At 74.4% G+C, this 16847-nt stretch carries 12 protein-coding genes; 5 read left to right on the plus strand and 7 right to left on the minus strand.

Features of this window, described 5'->3' with window-relative positions:
- Positions 1-58: 58 nt before the first annotated feature.
- From ACSRUE_RS06880 to ACSRUE_RS06910, 7 genes are all read right to left on the minus strand, one after another.
- A complete protein-coding gene (locus tag ACSRUE_RS06880) occupies positions 59-1468 on the minus strand; it encodes a hypothetical protein (RefSeq protein WP_441290317.1) in 1410 nt (469 codons plus the stop codon).
- A gap of 84 nt (positions 1469-1552) precedes the next feature.
- Positions 1553-2038 carry a DUF4150 domain-containing protein gene (locus tag ACSRUE_RS06885; protein WP_441290318.1) on the minus strand — a complete coding sequence of 162 codons (486 nt, stop codon included), beginning with the start codon at positions 2036-2038 and terminating at the stop codon, positions 1553-1555.
- Between the two features lie 12 nt (positions 2039-2050).
- On the minus strand, positions 2051-3112 hold the full coding sequence (locus tag ACSRUE_RS06890; protein WP_441290319.1) for a hypothetical protein: 1062 nt from the start codon (positions 3110-3112) through the stop codon (positions 2051-2053).
- The gene (locus tag ACSRUE_RS06895; protein WP_441290320.1) at positions 3109-4128 is read right to left on the minus strand and encodes a DUF2169 family type VI secretion system accessory protein; all 1020 of its coding nucleotides are present in this window, start codon (positions 4126-4128) and stop codon (positions 3109-3111) included. Before ACSRUE_RS06895 ends, ACSRUE_RS06890 begins: the two co-directional genes overlap by 4 nt.
- Positions 4129-4130: 2 nt before the next feature.
- Entirely contained in the window at positions 4131-6185 is a 2055-nt protein-coding gene (locus tag ACSRUE_RS06900; RefSeq protein WP_441290321.1) for a DUF2169 domain-containing protein, read from the minus strand.
- The gene (locus ACSRUE_RS06905; RefSeq protein WP_441290322.1) at positions 6182-7423 is read right to left on the minus strand and encodes a TIGR02270 family protein; all 1242 of its coding nucleotides are present in this window, start codon (positions 7421-7423) and stop codon (positions 6182-6184) included. The genes ACSRUE_RS06900 and ACSRUE_RS06905 overlap by 4 nt, the downstream gene beginning before the upstream one ends.
- Positions 7424-7454: 31 nt before the next feature.
- Positions 7455-9632: a type VI secretion system Vgr family protein gene (locus tag ACSRUE_RS06910; protein ID WP_441290323.1), complete on the minus strand. Its 2178-nt coding sequence runs from the start codon at positions 9630-9632 to the stop codon at positions 7455-7457.
- 241 nt (positions 9633-9873) lie between these two features.
- Here ACSRUE_RS06910 and ACSRUE_RS06915 point away from each other — a divergent pair, with 241 nt between their 5' ends.
- The 5 genes from ACSRUE_RS06915 (at position 9874) to ACSRUE_RS06935 (ending at position 16770) form a co-directional block, all read left to right on the plus strand.
- The gene (locus ACSRUE_RS06915) at positions 9874-11346 is read left to right on the plus strand and encodes a hypothetical protein (protein WP_441290324.1); all 1473 of its coding nucleotides are present in this window, start codon (positions 9874-9876) and stop codon (positions 11344-11346) included.
- A gap of 284 nt (positions 11347-11630) precedes the next feature.
- On the plus strand, positions 11631-12602 hold the full coding sequence (locus tag ACSRUE_RS06920) for a hypothetical protein (protein WP_441290325.1): 972 nt from the start codon (positions 11631-11633) through the stop codon (positions 12600-12602).
- A gap of 29 nt (positions 12603-12631) precedes the next feature.
- Positions 12632-13579: a glycosyltransferase family protein gene (locus ACSRUE_RS06925; protein WP_438033852.1), complete on the plus strand. Its 948-nt coding sequence runs from the start codon at positions 12632-12634 to the stop codon at positions 13577-13579.
- 190 nt (positions 13580-13769) lie between these two features.
- The gene (locus ACSRUE_RS06930) at positions 13770-16187 is read left to right on the plus strand and encodes a glycosyltransferase (protein WP_441290326.1); all 2418 of its coding nucleotides are present in this window, start codon (positions 13770-13772) and stop codon (positions 16185-16187) included.
- A 55-nt stretch (positions 16188-16242) separates the two neighbouring features.
- Positions 16243-16770, plus strand: a complete 528-nt coding sequence (locus ACSRUE_RS06935; RefSeq protein ID WP_441290327.1) for a LysR family transcriptional regulator — start codon at positions 16243-16245, stop codon at positions 16768-16770.
- Positions 16771-16847 lie beyond the last annotated feature (77 nt).

The raw sequence follows: 16847 nt of genomic DNA on the forward strand, positions 1-16847 counted from the left end.
CGGGGCGCGGGGCGCGGGGCGCGGGGCAGAACGACCAGCGCGCCCCGGCCCGCGAGGTTCAGCCAAAGTGGTTCCAGTTGCGGGAGGTCTGCGCCGGCGCATCGAGGCGCACGCGGCGGATGCGCGGGGCGCACACGGGGCAGAAGACGCCGTCGTCGCGGTTGTAGTGGCCGGCGTGGTAGATGGTGCAGAGCCGCCCGCCGAGCGCGGGCCACCAGTCGTACCGCTGGCCCGACGTGGTGGACGGGTCCGGCGTGAGGCCTGCGTTCGTGTTGCAGTGCGGGCCCTGCCCGCCGAACTGGTCGGTGTACCAGCGGGGGTTGGCGAGCTGCGTGGCGAGCGCCACGCCGGTCGCGCTGTACTGCGGCTCCTGCCGGACGGTCTGCCCGATGCCGTGCCCCATCTCGTGGACGAAGGTGCCGAGGACCGCCGTCTCGCTCCGGCCGGGGCCCGTGCACCCGACGACGCAGAAATTGCCCCAGCTGTAGCCGTTGATCGAGCTCTTCCAGATGAACGAGAACGTGAGGTTGTACGTGTTGCCCGGCGTGGCGAGGTGGGCCGTGAGGCCCGGCAGCGTGGTGAGGTTCCAGTTCACGCGGTTCGGCGACCCGGGCGTGACGGTGAAGTACGACCGCACGTCGGTGGCGCCGGCCGCCGGCCACGACGCCTGCGCCGTCCACATGAAGCTGTTGCCATTCAAGGGGTCGCGCCACACGTTGCGGAACGTGGTGACGCTCCCGACCGCGTTGTTCGCCGTGGGGAACGCGTGCCGCTGGAGCTGCGTGTAATAGCAGTTCGGCACCAGCAGGAAGGCCATGTGCAGCGGCTTGTCGGTCAGCGTGCCTCCCCCGGGGGGCGCGCCGCCGACGCGCAGGTTGAGCAGCGCGTTCGGGCCGCCGTTCATGAACGGCCAGTCGAAGGTCGGCGAGCTGACCGCCTGCTGCGACAGGCTCTGGAACTCGACGCGGGCCGAGTCCACGGTCGCGAGCGCCGGGAGGACCGCCCTGCGCTCCAGCTCGATGAAGTGCCGCGCGAACTCGCCCACGAACCGCGGATCGATGTTGTTGTACGTCGCGAGCGTCTGCGCGCCGGAGTACCAGACCGTATAATAGAGCTTGCGCCACGTCTGGAACTCGTCGGTGGCGAGGAACTGCGCCCGCTGCCCGTCGCGCGACGCCTTGACCGTGTACTTGTCGCCGCCGATGTGCGTGAACGTGAGCGTGTTGTCGAAGTGGTGCCCAGCGCCGACCGTCACCCCGGGGGCCGCGCCGTGCGCGAGCCGCGTGCGCTCGGTCAGCGACTGGAAGGCGAGGCTCTCGTTGCCCGGGTCGGGCTCGATCCACCAGTCCACGCGGTCGCCGGGCGCGACGTTGGGCACCTGGTTGGGCGTGACGCGCATCTGCCGCACGGGGCCGTTCACGCCCGTCGCGGCGGCAGGGAGGTTCACGTATTGCTTGATCGTCGGCATGCGAGAGCTCCAGGACGAATCAGCGGGGAGTCCGGTCCATCAGCCAACGCGGCGCGGGTCGAGCCTCGCTCCGCGGCCGCCCCCTCAGAACACCTCGATCTTGTCGACGCCCCAGTCCTTCGGGTTCTCGGGCGCGGGCGGGGGCTCCTCCATGACGATGACGATGAGCGGCGGCTGGACGAGCGGCGTGGGCGGGGTGTTCTTGCTGTTGTGGAGCATGAGATCGAGCGCGCGGGCGCAGCCTTTCCCCTCGACCTTGACGTCGAACGAGTAGCTGATGAACTCGGCCTTGTTCATGTTCACGCCGGAGGCGACGCCCCCGTTCGTGCCCGCCTCGTCGCCGCTGCTGCGCGCGAAATTGCTGTCCTGATGGCAGACGGGGTTGCCGTCGGCCTTGACGTTCTTCGCGGTGCTCGCCGCGTCGGACGACATGGCGATGTTGGGATAGGGGATGGGGACCGGCGGCGCGGGCGGCGCGGGGGTGAGGCACACGTCCGGGAAAGCGATGGTCATTCCATTGCTCGCGGCGTGGACGACCGTGCGTGAGTTGACTCCTACGGTGACAGGCATATCGCTCCTCCTTCACGCCCTCTTCGCTGCAGCCGAGACGAGGCACACGGCGGCGCGCGTCCCGTCGCCGGAGCCCGCGAAGAGCGCGGCGCGCGCCTCGGGGGACGCGCCGCGCTCGAACGATCGCACGCACGCGGCCGCGAGGCACCCGCCGGTCGCGGCGCCGACGTCGCCGTAGCCGTCGGCGGGGTGCCACAGCGCCCGGACGCCCCCGAGGAGCGCGGGCGCGCGGACGCGCGCGAGCCCCCACTCCTTGGCCCGGTAGCTCTCGCCGTTGAGATCGCAGAGGACCCACGCGGGCGGGCCGCCCGCGGCGCACGCGGCGGCGAGCGCCGCGGCGAGGGCCGCGCCCGAGGGGGGATCGCCGCTCTCGATGAGGTTGGGCTCCGCCCCGGCGCCCGAACCCTCGATCTCGGCCAGGATGGGGGCGCCGCGGGCCTCGGCGCGGCGGCGGTGCTCGACGAGCAGCGCGGCCGCGGCCTCGCCCGGGATGAACCCGTCGAGGTTGCGGCGGCTCTTGAGGCGGCGCGCGCGGTCGAGCGCCTCGAGCAGCCCCACGTCGACCTGCGAGTCGGCGCCGGCCACGATCCAGGGCGTGCCGGGGTCGGCCTCGACGGCGCGCGCCGCGTGGCCCAGGCCGAGGAGCATCGCCGCGTGCCCGTCGGGGGCGAGGAGGCCGCGGGTCACGGCGTCGATGCCGGCGGCGTCGGCGACCCGCTCCCGGAAGGCGTCGCGCAGCTCGTGGTGGTGCGCGGCGGGGCCGGGCGAGGGGCGCGCGAGGAAGAACGAGGCCTCCTCCAGGTCGGCGCGCGCGAGGTCGCCGGAGGTGGCGAGGTCCTGGAGCGCCAGCGCGAGCAAGCGGACCGGGAGGTCGAGCGCGCGGGGGAGATCGGTGTACGCCGCGACCACCGAGAAGGGCTCCTCCGGGCGGGGCGGGTCGGCGGGGAGGCAGGGGTAGCTCGGCCACTCGCGGAAGCGCGTGAGGCGGGCGCGGACCGCGGCCGTGGTGGACGCGGCGGTGTCGCCGAGCGCGGTGACCATGCCGGCGGCGGTGATGACGGCTCCGGTGCTCATGCGTGTGCGGGCTCCACCTCGATGCGGCGCACGCGGAAGAGATCGCGACCGACGGGCATGGCGCCGCGGTACACGAGCACGGCGCGGAGGTCGTCGGGCTCGAGGACCACGGTGTCGAGGACCAGCGGGAGCGGGCGGCGCTCGGCGTCGATCAGGACCACGGCGCGAGGCGCCGCGGGGGGCAGCGAGAAGCGCTGCGGGCCGAGGGGGCTCAGGTGCACGAGCTCGACCGGCTCGCCGCCGCGCAGGTGCGGCGTGGCCACGAGGCGCGGGTGCGCGCCCTGGTGGTAGCGCGGGTCGAAGGCGGCAGGCAGGAACGGCGACGGGGCGGGAGGCGGCGACCCGGCGGGAGGCGGCGCCGAGGGGTCGGGCGCCGTGGCGGCGTAGCGCAGGCGCGGCTGCCAGCTGCGCCCGATGAAGCCGAGGCCGACGGGCTCGGGGCGATCGTCCGGCGAGCGGAGCGGCTTCCTGGGATCTTCGAGGTTCGGCATGGCGAGCTGCGCGAGGTCGACGAGCGAGCGGCGGGCCCGGAACCCGCGTCCCACGGGGTTGCGCGGCTCGACCTCGTGGTCGGCGGGGGACTCGGCGGACTCGTCCCGCCCGCCGAACGCGCGCTCGTACACGAGCGGCATCCGCTCGAAGGGCGCGGGGGACGCGGGGCGCGCCCAGGTGCGGTCGCCGAACACGGCGAGGGTCGCGCGGATCGGGCCGACGCGCACGGAGACCTGGACCTCGGCGTCGCGGCGGCCGGGCGGGTACGCGTGGCCGAGGACCACGACGTCCGTGCCGACCTTGTGCGGCGCGAGGTCGCTCTCGTAGCGCACGCTCGAGAGGCCCGGCTCGCCGTGGAAGGCGTCGGCGTGCTGGAGCGGCACCTGCTCGGCCGCGGGCGCGAGGCGGCCGCCGGCGTGGATGGCGAGCGTCGCCTTGACGAGGACGACGAGCACCTCGGCGCCGGCGGCGTCGACGTGGACGATGCGCTCGGCGACGAAGGGGGTTCGGTTGCGGAGGTCCATGTTCAGGTGGGCGCGGGCGCGGCGTCGGGCACCGAGCGGAGGAACGAGGCGCCGAGGCCGTCGGCCGCGACCTTCGCGGGGCGGCGCTTGCGCGGGGGGATGAGCGGCTCCGACGAGGGGCGCGCGTCCGGGGCGAGGCGCTGCCGGCGCGGGCGCGCGGGGCGCCGGGCAGGGGCGGCGGCGGCCGCGGCGGGCCACGGCGAGGCGGCGGGCGACGATCCCAGGGCGTACGACGGCGCGATGCGCGGCTGGGCGAGGGCGTACGACGGCGCGACGGGCGGCGGCGAGGCGGCGGGCGCCGAGGCCGCGGCTGCGCCCGACACCCACGGAGATTGCGGCTCCGAGGCGGCGTGGGGCGCCGCGCCCGACACCCACGGCGAGGAGCGCTCCGGCGCGGACAGCGCGGGAGGGTGCGCGGACGGCGCCTGGGGAGCAGCGGGGACGGGCGCGGGCGGCGCCGGCGCGAACGGCAGCGCGCCGGACGCCGCCGCCGGCGATATGAACGGCAGCGCGCCGGACGCCGCCGGCGATACGAACGGCAGCACGCCGGACGCCGCCGGCGCGCGGACCGGCGCCGCCGGCGACGCCGCGGCGGGGGCGGCGAACGGCAGCGCCCACGCCGCCGCGCCATCGCGGGCGCCCGGGGGAGACGGGGCGGCGGGCGCGAACGGCAGCGCCCTGGAAGCTGCGCCCGCCGCCGCCGGCGCCACGAAGGGCAGGCCGCCGCGCCGCGGCTCCGCGGGCGGTGTCCCCGCTGGGGCGGGCATCTCCGCCGTGCCAGACCTCGCGAGGTGCGGTCCTCCCACGGAGGCCGCGGGCGACCGGAACGGCAAGGCGGGGCCCGGCTGTCCTTCGTCCGGATCGACCGCCACCGTCCCGGACAGCGGATGGTCCTTCGCCCCGCGCCCCGCCCGCTGCGGGCTCGCCGCCGCCGGCGCCTCCTCCGGATCGAGCGCCACCGTCCCCGCCAGCGGATGCTCCGCCGCGCGCCCCGCCCGCTGCGGGCTCGCCGCAGCCGCGGCTCGCGCCCGCTCCGGCGCCGCCTGCCCCCGCTCCGCGCGGACCGGCGGCGCTGCCGCGACGTCCCACGGCACCGCCTCGCCCGGGAGCGCGACCCTGGCCGTGACCCGGACGCTGGCGAGGGCCTCCTCGCCCGGCAGCAGCGCGCTGGCGCGCCACACGAGCGAGCAAAGCCAGCGATCGGCGTCGATCACGAGCATGTCGGCGACCAGCGGCAACGCCTGCGGCTGCGCCGCCCCCCCGAACGCGACCCGCGCCTCGGCGACGGGGCCCGGCAACCAGGCCTCGATGCGGTCGAGATCCGGGTGCATCCCCTCGAGCAGGATCCACTCGTTCCCCCGGAGGTACGGCGTCTGCTGATCGGCCGGCGCCGCCTGGAAGTACGCCCAGTCGAAGCCGTCCGGGACCACGGGCCACGGGGCCTGCACGCCGCGCGGATCGGCGTTGCCCAGCCGGCGCTGCCGCGCGGGCCAGTGCGCCGCGATCGGCCCGAAGCCGGCGGCGCGCGTCGGCTGCCGGGGATCGATGATGTTGGGCGCGCGGCCGGCCCGCGGATCGACGCCGGCCGGGTTGTCGGGGTCGGCCGCCCCGCCGAGGGCGCGCTCGTAGCCGAGCGGCATGGCGAGGAACGGCTGCGGGGCGCCGCGGCCGTTGCCGCCGCGGTCGCCGTAGACGTGCAGGGCCTTGTCGAGGAGGACGGCCGCGTCGAGGCCGAGGCGCAGGCGGACGGGGACGAGCGGCGCCGGGCTCCGCCCGCGGGCCCAGGCGTGGCCGCCGAGGAGGACGTCCGCGCGCGAAAGGAACGGGGCCATCTCCGCGGCCGCCGAGATGGCGGCGCGCGGGTCGGCCGCGGCGCGCGCCGCGCACACGTCCGCCGCGACGATCGGCGCGGGCGGGAGCGGCGACATGGCGCGCTTGTGCTCGAGCCGGAAGGTCGCCTTGACGACCACCGCGAGCATCACCCGCCCCCGGGAGCGGAACGGGCGCACCGCGGCCGCGGCGTGCCCGAGGGCGCGCGGCGCGGGCGGCGCCCTCACGGCGACGCCCCGAGCGCGGCCCTCTGCCGCTCGACCCGCGCGGTCACGTCGAACAGCGGGCGGCCGGGCGCGCGCGCCGCCCGCTCGAACGCAGCGCCCGCGCGGCGCCGCTGGCCGCCGAGCCGGAGCACGCGATCGAGCGCCCCCTCGTCCAGCGGGCGGCCGTCCACGTGGCGCACCCCCGACGCGAGGCGCCCGCGGTGCGCCGCCCAGAGCGCCCGCGCGTTCGCCCCGTGCGGCCACGACAGCTGCGTGTCCGGATCCATCTTCACGCTCGTGTCGCGCGGATCGTCGCTCGGCCCCGCGTCGAAGCCGGGCGCCGGGGCCCCGCGCAGCGCCCCCTCGATGGGCGCGCCGGTGATGCGCGAGAGCGCCTCGCCGGCGAGCCGCGCGAGCGGCGCGACGTCCAGCCGGTCGAGCACCCACGGCAGCAGCGCCGGATCGCCCAGCGCCCCCGCCGCGACGAGGCAGACCCGCCCGAGCCCGGGCGACCGCATCAGCGCCTCGATCCGGCGGCGGGCCTCGCCCGGCGGGCTCACGCGGGCGGCGCAGTCGGCCGCCTCCTCGGCGAACGCGCCGCTCCGCCCGGCGACGCTCCACAGCGCCTCGTCCGCGCCGCGCGCCCCGAGCAGCGCGCCGGCCCACGCCGACCAGAAGCGCTCGGCCTCGTCGTCCGAGCCCCACGCGCCGCGGAGCTCGCCTGCCAGATCGGCGCGGCCCAGCGCGCCGGCCGCGCGGAAGGCCAGCGCGCGGACCGCCGCGTCGCCGTCGCAGATCGCGTAGCCGAGGAGCTGCCCCGGATCGCGGCGGTGCGCGACGCACGCGGCCAGCGCCAGGCGGCGCAGCGCCGGCGGCTGCGCCCCCGACAGCATCGGCGCCACCATCGCGAACGCGTCGGCCGGCGACGCCCACGCGAGGGCGCCCGCGACGCCGGCGGCGGGCTCGTCCGCCTCCTCCGTCGCGTCGAGCACGGCCGCGAAGCCCGGGTAGTCGCGCGCCTCGACCGCCGCGATGGCCGCCGCGAAGAACGCGCCCGAATCCTTCGTCGAGAGGGCGGCCAGCGTGAGCTCCCAGCCGGGCTCCCCCGCGATCCGCAGCCCATCGAGGTGGGCCTCGACGCGCTCCTCGAGCTCCGCGAGATCGGCCAGCGTGTAGTGGTGCGACCTCACGGCCATCTCGCGGAGCTCCCAGAGGAACGACGCCATCTCCGCGTGATCCGCCACCACCTCGTGAACCATCCGCCTCGGCTCCGATCCTGCGCGACGCCGCTCAGTTGATGTCGACCCCGCTGCCCGACAGCTTGATGTTCGAGCCCGCCTTCACGCTCACGTCGCCGTCGCTCTTCACCTCGACCTTGGCGCCCTCCACCTTGACGGTGCCCGAGCCCTTCACGGTGATGTCCGACCCCTCGACCGTGATCTTGCCGGAGCTGTCGACGATGATCTTGCCGCTCCCGCACTCCAGCGTGAACTTCTCGCCGACCTTGACGGTCTTCTTCGCGCCGACGGACTCGGTCGCGTCCACGTCGATGTTCCGGGTCTCGGTGCCGCCGACCGACAGCGAGTCGTCGCTGCCGACGGTGGTGTTGCGCTTCGAGCCGACCTCCAGCGTCGCGCGATCACCCACCTTGACGGTCTCCTCGCCGCCCACCGTGAGCTCGCGCTTGCCGCCCACCGACTCGATGTCGTCCTTCCCGACGTCGGTCTTCCGGCTCTGCCCGATCTTCAGGCTCGCGTCCTCGCCGATGTCCACGCTCTCGCTCTGGACGACGCCGAGCGTGCGGTTCGCGCCGATCTTCTCGTTGTGATCCTTGCCGACCTCGGTGGTCTTGAAGGCGCCGATCGACTCCCACTGGCTGTTGTCGACGCGCTTCTTCCGGTCGTGGCCGACGGTCAGGCGCTCGTCGTGGCCGACGGACTGGGTCTTGTCGTTCTCGACCTCGATGTTCCAGTCCTTCTGCGCGTGCAGGTAGATCTCCTCCGCGCCTCTCCTGTCCTCGAACCTGAGCTCGTTCGAGCCGCCGCCGCCCGGCGAGGTGTCCGACTTGATGGTGCTCTTCGTCTTCTCGGCCGGCAGCGCGTAGGGCGGCACGTTCGCGCCGTGGTAGACGCGCCCGACGATCAGCGGGCGATCCGGGTCGCCCTCGAGGAAGTCGATGACGACCTCGTGGCCGACGCGCGGGATGTACATCGAGCCCCACGCGGCGCCCGCCCAGATCTGGCTCACCCGCATCCAGCACGAGCTCTGCTCGTTGCGGCGCCCCTTCCGGTCCCAGTGGAACTGCACCTTCACCCGGCCATAGATGTCCGTGTGGATCTCCTCGCCCGCCGGGCCCACGACGATCGCCGTCTGGATGCCGCGGGGCGTCGGCTTGGGCGTCTGCACGGGCGTGCGGTAGGGCACGTCGTCCGGGATGCACTGGAATCGATTGGAGTACCCGACGACGGTCTCCTGCGACTCCCCCCCTACCGCCCGCGAGCCGAAATGGTCGACGCGCGTGATCAGGTATCCGCGGTTGAAGCTCTCGCGGCCGTGGTCCTCGAGCGTGAAGGTGGCCCCGGGCATGAACCGGAGCACGCTCCCCTGCCCCTCCGCGGTGCGGCGCACGACCTGGAGCTGCTCGAGCCGGAGCTTCGCGAGCTGGGTGCCCTCCTCGGGCAGATCGTGCTCGGTGGCATACACGTACACCTCGAGATCGGTGTCCCGGTCGGCCTCCGCTTCCCCCTCGAGGCTCAGGCTGGGCTTCTGGAAGTTGTAGTCGCGGACGGTGACCTTGCCGGGCCGGACCTCCTCGGCCATCGAGAAGCGGGAGACGGCCTCGCGCGCGGCGAGCGCCCCGCCGGCGGCCCGGTACGGCACGACGCTCGGCCCGTCGATGGGCTCGTGGACGAACGGCGCGTCGCCGAAGACGAGCACGTGGTTGTCGGCCTTGTGCTCGAAGAAGCAGAACATGCCTGTCTCTTCCATCAGGCGGCTGATGAACGCCCAGTCGGTCTCGGCGTACTGCACGCTGTACTCCCGCCGATCGTGGGTCATCGCCGTCGCGACGCGGAAATCGTCCGAGGACAGGCCCGCCGCGCGGAGCACCTTGTCGATGATCTCCGGCGCCGTCGCCTCCTGGAAGATGCGGTAGTCGTGCCGGTGCTGCAGGCGCCACGCCCGCGGGACGACCGTCGCCAGGTACGTGGTGACCGCGCGCCCCTCCTCGTGCTGCTCGAAGCGCGCGACGATGCCGTGGATGTACCGAGTCGACGCGTCGGTCCGGATCGTGAGCAGGCACGTTTGCCCGACCAGCCCGTCGAACGCCAGCGCGGCGTCCGTCGACGCGAGGGTCACGCGGAAGTGGAACAGCCGCGATATGCCCTCATGCCCCTCGATCCGCGCGACGCGCCACGGATCGGTCGCGCCTTCCACAGCGAAATCAAACTCGATCGCACCGTCCGCCATCGGTCGCCTCGCCCTCGCACGTCCCGGAGCCCGAGCCGCCGAGCCTACCATCGCTCGCCGGCCGGGTGGGCACATTCACGCGCGCCGACGTCGTCGACATGCCCGCGCACATGGCGTCGACATGCCCGCGCACATGCCGGCGCTGCTTGACGCACGGTTGACGAACCGTTGACGCACGGCGAGGGCGGGCCTAGTCAGATCGGGCGCCGGGGAAGCAGCGGACAGCGGATCGCGCGGATTCATGGGCAACGTCTGGCAGGTCGTCGATGCGTACGGAGACGTCGGCTTCGTCCGCGCGGCCGGCGCGGTCCTGCCCGAGGGCGCGGAGCCGATCGAGCCGCACCTGGCCGCCCTCGAGGTGCCCGCGTGGTTCCCCTCGGAGGAGCCGGACCGCGAGCGCGTCGATCTCCTGAGCGAGCTGTGCGCCGCGGGCGCCGGCATCGTGTCGCTCGACGCGGCGCGCGAGCTCGACCTGCTCCGCGAGCGCGTCGCCGAGCTGCTCCGGACGGGGTGCATCCTCGCCTTCCGCGGCCCGCCGCCCCGCGCCCCCGAGGCGCGCAGGCCGCTCGAGGTGCCGCCGCCCGTGCAGCCGTCGCCGAAGGCGCCCGACATCGTCCACGCGCTGGTCGGCGTGATCCAGGTCGACTTCGCGGCGAACCACGCGGTGGAGCGGGACTCCCTCGGGAACTTCGCCTCCCCCGAGTGGCTGAGCACCCGGCAGGCAACGGAGCAATCGCCGGTCTGCTACGTCCGCGGCGCGCGTGTCCCGCTCGCCGTGGTGCTGCGCGTGCTCCGGCCGCCCACGGGGACCGAGTCCGTGCAGCTGCGCGGCCGCGCCATGGCCGGCGGCGTGACGCTCGAATGGACGTGCACGGTCAGCGTGTCGCCCGGGTCGGTCGACGTCTCCACGCCCTCGATGACGAGCAGCGCGCCGCTGCCGGACGTCGTCGCCTGCTACGATCCGCTGACGATCGCGTGGGAGGCGAACGCCGCCGGCACCGGCTGGGTCGGCGCGGGCACGACGGCGCACCTCGTCTACGCGGTGCTCGGCGCGCCGGCCGGCACGGTCCACTGGACGCTCGTGGACATCTCGTGCCGCGCGGCCCAGGGCGAGACGACCGAGGGGCGCGTCGTGTCCCGGAGCTTCGCGCCCTTCGCGACGCGGGCGCTCACGCGCAAGCGCGACGGCGTGGGCCTCACGTACTGGAACCCGAACACGACCACGTGCACGAACACGCGCCTGCTCCTCGCGAGCGCCGACGGCAGCGGGCAGTGCGGCTCGTGGGCCGAGTTCTTCATCGACATGCTCAAGGTCCACGGCATCACCAGCGCCGACAAGGTGGTGGTCGTCGTCACCGTGACGGCGTGGACCTCGGGATCCCAGGGGTTCCTCGTGAAGAACTGGCAGTGGAACGCGGCCACGCAGCCCGCCCCGTGGACCCACCGCATGTGGACCGACGTGGTCAACCTGCCGGGGATCCCCGGCCAGCGGAACCCCGAGCCCCCGCCCGCGTTCTTCAACCATTTCATCGTCGTGCACGGCGGCCAGCTCTACGACCCCTCGTATGGCGGCGGGCCGTTCGCCGACGCGGCCACGTGGGAGACCGGCGCGATCGACGGGCTCTTCGCGGCCGCGCTCGCCGGCTATCCGAAATCGTCGAACCCGCAGGCCCTCGTGCAGCTGTGGAACATGCGCACGAACGCCCGCATCTAGCGCACCGACCAGCTTGGAAACCAGGGGAATGAACCGCCAAGGCGCCAAGAACGCCAAGAAGACAATAAAATCTTGGCGTCCTTGGCGCCTTGGCGGTTCAATTTCTTGCTGTTTGCATGCGATCTCAACCCGTTTGTCGCGCTAGCGCAGCGCGGAGGTCGACCGGCATGCCCTCGCCCCGCTCGACCAGCGCCCCCTGGAGGCCGTGGCGCGGGCCTCCCGCGCCCGCGCTCCTCGTCTGCCTCGCCGCCGCCGCGTGTCGCCCCGCCCCCGGATCTGCGCCCATGAACGAAACGCCCCCTCCGCCCCTCGCGCTCTCTCCCGCCGCGCTGCCCGACGCCCCGCTCGCGGACACCCTGCGCCTCGTCGCGCTCGACGGGGCGCCGGTGCTGCTCGCATCGTCGACGCACAGCGCGGCGCCGCCGCACCGCACCGACGTCTGGGCCTTGCCGCTCGCGGGCCGCGGTCCGTCGGGCGCCGTCGCCACGATCCCGCAGCTCTTGCCCGCGCTGCCCCGCTGGGACGCCGCGGCGGCGGACGGCGGCGCGCTGTCGTTCGTGGTGGAGGTCGCGGGCGGCGCCGTGAACGCGCTGGTCCGGCTCGACGGCGCCTCCGGTGTCCGTACCTCGCTCACGGCGCACCGGCCGTTCGCGAGCTTCAGCGGGCCTCGGTTCGTGCGCGGCGCGGGCGCCGGCTCGCTCCCCGCGCCCTCCCCCGGCGCCCCGGGCGCCGTGTCCGCCGTCGTCGACAGCGCGACGGCGGTCGTGCTGGAGGCCGCGGCGGCCGGCGGCGCCTCGGTGGAGCACCCGCTCGGCGAGTGCATCGATGTCGTGGTCCTCGCCGGGTCGCCGGGCCCCACGGCGGTGTGCAAGCGCGTCGCCCCCGGCGCCTCGCGCGGCGGCGCGCTGCCCGGCACCGTGCGCGTCTCGGCCCGCGATGCGGCGTACGGCCCAGCCGGCGCCGAGGACGCGCCGTTCGGCGACCGCCGCGTCTTCGAGCTCGACGCCGACCGCGCGGGCGGCGGGCTCGTGATCGTCGCGACGTCCGCCTCCCATCTCCTCGTCGCGCACCGGCCGGCCCCGGGCGCCGCGTTCCGCGTGCTCCCCGTGGACGCCGGCGGCGCCGATCCAGCGACCTTCTCGGCGCCGTGCGTGCTGGTCACGGCGCGCACCGTGACGCTCGCGGTGCTCTCGAAGGCGCGCACGCCCGACGCGCGCGCGCTCGTGGCCACGTGGCCGCTGGACCCGCCGCCCTGACGGGCGCCGCCGTCGTGGCCCCCTCGCCCATGCGCCGTCGCGTCCTGTACATCGGCAACTTCGGCCCGTCGTTCTCGACCGAGAACCACGTCGGCGAGAGCCTGCGAGCGCTCGGCGTCGAGGTCGTCCAGGCCCAGGAGAACGCGTTCACCCTGGGCGAGCTCGACGGCATGGCGCGCGACGTCGATCTGCTGCTCTACACCCGCACATGGGGCCTGCGCGGCGACGCCCTGCGCTGGATCACGCAGCTGCCCATCCCGACGGCCTCGTACCACCTCGACCTGTACGCCGGCCTGTCGCGCGGCCGCGATCTCCGGCTCGACCCGTTCTGGCGCACGCAGCACGTGTTCACGCCCGACGGCGGGAGCGAGGCGTTCTTCCGGGCGCAGGGCGTGCGCCACCATTACCTCAAGCCCGGCGTGTACGGCGCCGAGTGTTATCTCGCGGAGGTCGACCCCGGCGTCGCGGCCGACGTCTGCTTCGTGGGCTCGTACGATTATCATCCGGAGTGGCCTTATCGGAGGCGCCTCGTGGATTTCCTGTCGGAGACGTACGGCCGCCGCTTCGTGAAGCACGGCTCACCGGAGAGCTGCGTGCGCGGCGACGCCCTCAACCGCCTGTACGCCTCCGCGAAGATCGTCGTGGGCGACAGCCTGTGTGTCGGCTTCGATCACCCGCATTACTGGTCCGATCGCATCTACGAGACGCTCGGCCGGGGAGGCTTCATGATCCACCCCTACATCTTCGGCCTGGAGGAGGAGTTCCGGGATCGCGAGCACGTGGTCTTCTATCCGTTCGGCGATTTCGCGGCCTTGCGGCGCCTCATCGATTATTATGTGAAGCACGACGACGAGCGCGAGGCGATCCGGCGGGCCGGGCACGCGCGCGTCAAGGCGAGCTTCACGTATGTGCACCGCATGCGCCAGATGCTCGGCATCCTCGGCGAGCACCACGCGGGGCTGAGGGGCTGGGTGTGACCCTGGCCTGGTGGAGGGCCCTCGCGGCGCCGGCCGGGCGGTATCAGGCTGAGATGCGGCTCATGACCAATCCCCTCATTTGACAGAGAATTGAACAGGGAGGCGGGGAGACGGGGAGATTGATGGGATTTTATTCCCCTTCTCCCCGCCTCCCCGCCTCCCTGTGAATCTTCCCGAACGATTCGACGGGATGCTTCCGATGCAGATCCACATCGTCACCAACATCGACAACGGCAAGGGGCTCGAGCGCGACTACCGTCTTCTCGGCAGCCTCCTGGAGAGCTGGGGTCACCGGGTCACCGGCGTTCATTTCCAGCGTGTCGACGACGCGGGCGGCGCGGGCGGCGCCGATCTCGTCATCTTCCTCGAGGTCTACGAGCCGCGCCTCGCCGAGGGCGCGCCGCGCCGCTGGCTGATCCCGAACGCCGAGTGGTGGCGGCCGGAGGCCCGGTCCGCGCTCGACGATTTCGAGCTCGTCCTGTGCAAGACCCGGGACGCGCTGTCGCACTTCGCCCCGCTCACGCCGCGGGCCCGCCGCCTCGGCTTCTTCTCGGAGGACCGCTGGGACCCGTCCGTGCCTCGGGCGCGGCGCTTCCTGCACGTCCCTGGCGGCTCCGACGCGAAGGGGACGGACTCCGTGCTTCTGGCCTGGGAGCGCCACCGCATCCCGTATCCGCTGACGGTCGTGTCCTCGCTCGGCTGGTCGCTCAGGCCGCGGAACGTCGAGTTCGCGGGGCGCGTCGACGAGCGGCGGCTTCGCTTTTACCAGAACGCGTCTCGGTTCCACCTCTGTCCGTCTCGTTACGAGGGCTGGGGTCACGCGCTCCATGAGGGCCTGTCGGTCGGCGCCGCGGTCCTCGTGCCCGACACCGAGGCGATGAGCGAGATCGACGGCTGTGCGCTGCGCATGCCGGCCGCGCCGCACGGCGCGCAGGGCCTTGTGCGCACGCACGCGGTGGCTCCCGAGGACGTCCGCGATGCGGTCGAGCGCTGCATGGCGTTCACGGAGGCGGATCTCCGGCGCATCCAGGAAGCGGCGCGCGACGCGTACCTGACCGAGCGCGAGCGGTGCCTCGCCAGCCTGTGGGAGGTGCTCGGCGAGCGGCCGGCGCTGAGGGGCGGCTCCGCGGCGGGCGCGGGCGGCAGCGGCGCGTCCGCGGGTGACGCGGCCGCCGGAGGCGGCGCTGCGGGTGATGCGGCCGGCGCGCCCGGCCCGGCTGCGGAGGCTCGCGCGACGAGCGCCGCCCCGCCGCGCATCGCCCTCGTGATCCCGTGCCAGGCGTCGGCCGCGCCCCTCCTGCGGCGCGCCGTGCTCGCGCTGCGCGCGCAGACCGCCGCCCCGTCGTCCTTCGAGGTCGTGGTGGTGTGCGACGGCGGCGACCCGGGCGGCGCGATCCGCGCCGCGGCGGAGCCGGGCTCTCACCCCTTCCGGGTCGAGATCGTCGACAGCCCGCGCCCGCGCGGGCAGTTCCCGCACTGCAGCCATGCCAGGAACGCGGGCTTCCGCGCCGCCCGGGCGCCGCTGATCTGGTTTCTGGACGCCGATGTCCTGCTCCCGCCCGAGGCGGTCGAGCACGCGCTCTCGGAGCACGACGCGGCGCTCGCGCGCGGCGTGCCGGCCGTGCTCACGCCGGCGCTGGCCCGCGTCGCCTTGCCGCCGGCCGCGTGGATCGAGCGCTCGGCCGCGTGGGCGGCCTCGGGCGCCGTCGAGGGGCTCGCCCCGCTCCTCGCGGCCACGCCGCTCGACGGCGGCGTGCCCGGCGCCCAGGGCGATCGGCTCCGCCCCGGTGCCCCGGGCTCCGAGTCGCTCTCCGACGTGCGCGACGGGCTGCCCATCGTCTGGCGAGGCCTCGTCGATGCGCTTGGCGGCTTCGACGAGTGGTTCATCGGCGGTGGCGCCGAGAAGGGAGCCTTCGTCGATCTGCTGGAGGGCGTGCGGCGCGCGGACCTCATCGAGATGCGCCTGCTCACGAGCGTCCGCGCCCTGCGCCAGCCGCAGAAGGCCGCCACGGAGGCGTTTCAGGTCCACGTCCATCGAGGGCGGGAAGAGCGCGAGCGCCGCGCCCGCGAGATCGGGCATGGCGCCCGGTGGTGGCGGGCGCGGCTCGCCGCGATCCGGGCGGCGCTGTCGCCGGCCGTCATGGCGGCTGCCCCGGACGCGCCGGCGGCGGAGCGCCTGCCGGACTGCTCGCCCGACGCGATCGAGGCGCGCGCGCGGCTCGTGCGCGGCGTGAGGGCGGTCGCCGCCCCCGCCTTGCGCGGCCTGTACGGCGGCGTCGTCGTGGTCGGCGAGGCGGCCGAGCTGCTCGCGCGCGACGTGGCGCAGGTGTGCGGCCTCGCGGCCCGCGCGACGACCGTCGCCGGGCTCGCCGCGCTGCCGGCGAACCGCGCCTGCGGGGTTATCCTCAGCGGCGTCCTCGCCGGCGCGACGGAGGAAGAGAGGGCGCGCGTGCTGGACCAGGCCCGCCGCATCGTGAAGGCGACGGGGCCGCTGCTCATCGCGGAGATCGCGGGCGGCTCGGTGGAGCGCGGCGCAGGGACGGCGGGCGGCGATGCGGCGCTGGCGGCCGCCGAGGTGCGCGTGCACCTCGAGCGCGTCGGCGTGTGAGCCTCCTGGCGCTGTCTTGGCACAATTCGCGCGATTTGCGTAAATTGTCCCATCCATGGCCCCTCGCCTGCCCAACGTCGCTCTCGACGAGATCGTCCTCTTCACGAGGGTCGTTCAGGGAGGCAGCTTCACGGCGGCGGCGACCGCCGTCGGGATGCCGAAGTCGAGCGTGAGCCGGAAGATCTCCGATCTCGAGTCGCGCGTCGGCGCGCGGCTGCTCCAGCGGACCACGCGGACCTTGAGCCTCACGGACGTCGGTCGCGTCTACTACGAGCACTGCGTTCGCATCGTCGCCGCGCTCGAGGAGGCAGAGCTCGCGGTCTCGCAGCTCCAGTCCACGCCCCGGGGGCTCTTGCGGGTGACGGCCCCGCTCGCCTTCTCCGTTCTCGGACCGATCTTCGCCGAATACCTGCGTCTTTTCCCCGATGTCCAGGTCGACCTGGTCTGCACCGATCGCAGGGTCGACGTCGTCGAGGAGCGCTTCGACCTCGCGCTCCGGGCCGCCACCACGCCGGACACGAGCCTCCTGCTCCGCCAGCGCCTCGTGTTGTCCACCACGCCGAGCGTGGCCGCGAGCGCGTGACAAGATTGTTCCAGCAATTGGAACAGTTCTTCCAGTTTTTGCACATTGTTCTATGAGCTTGGCGTGTCTATTCCTCC

The sequence above is a fragment of the Sorangium sp. KYC3313 genome, assembly GCF_052075895.1.
GTDB classification, from domain to species: domain Bacteria; phylum Myxococcota_A; class Polyangia; order Polyangiales; family Polyangiaceae; genus Sorangium; species Sorangium cellulosum_B.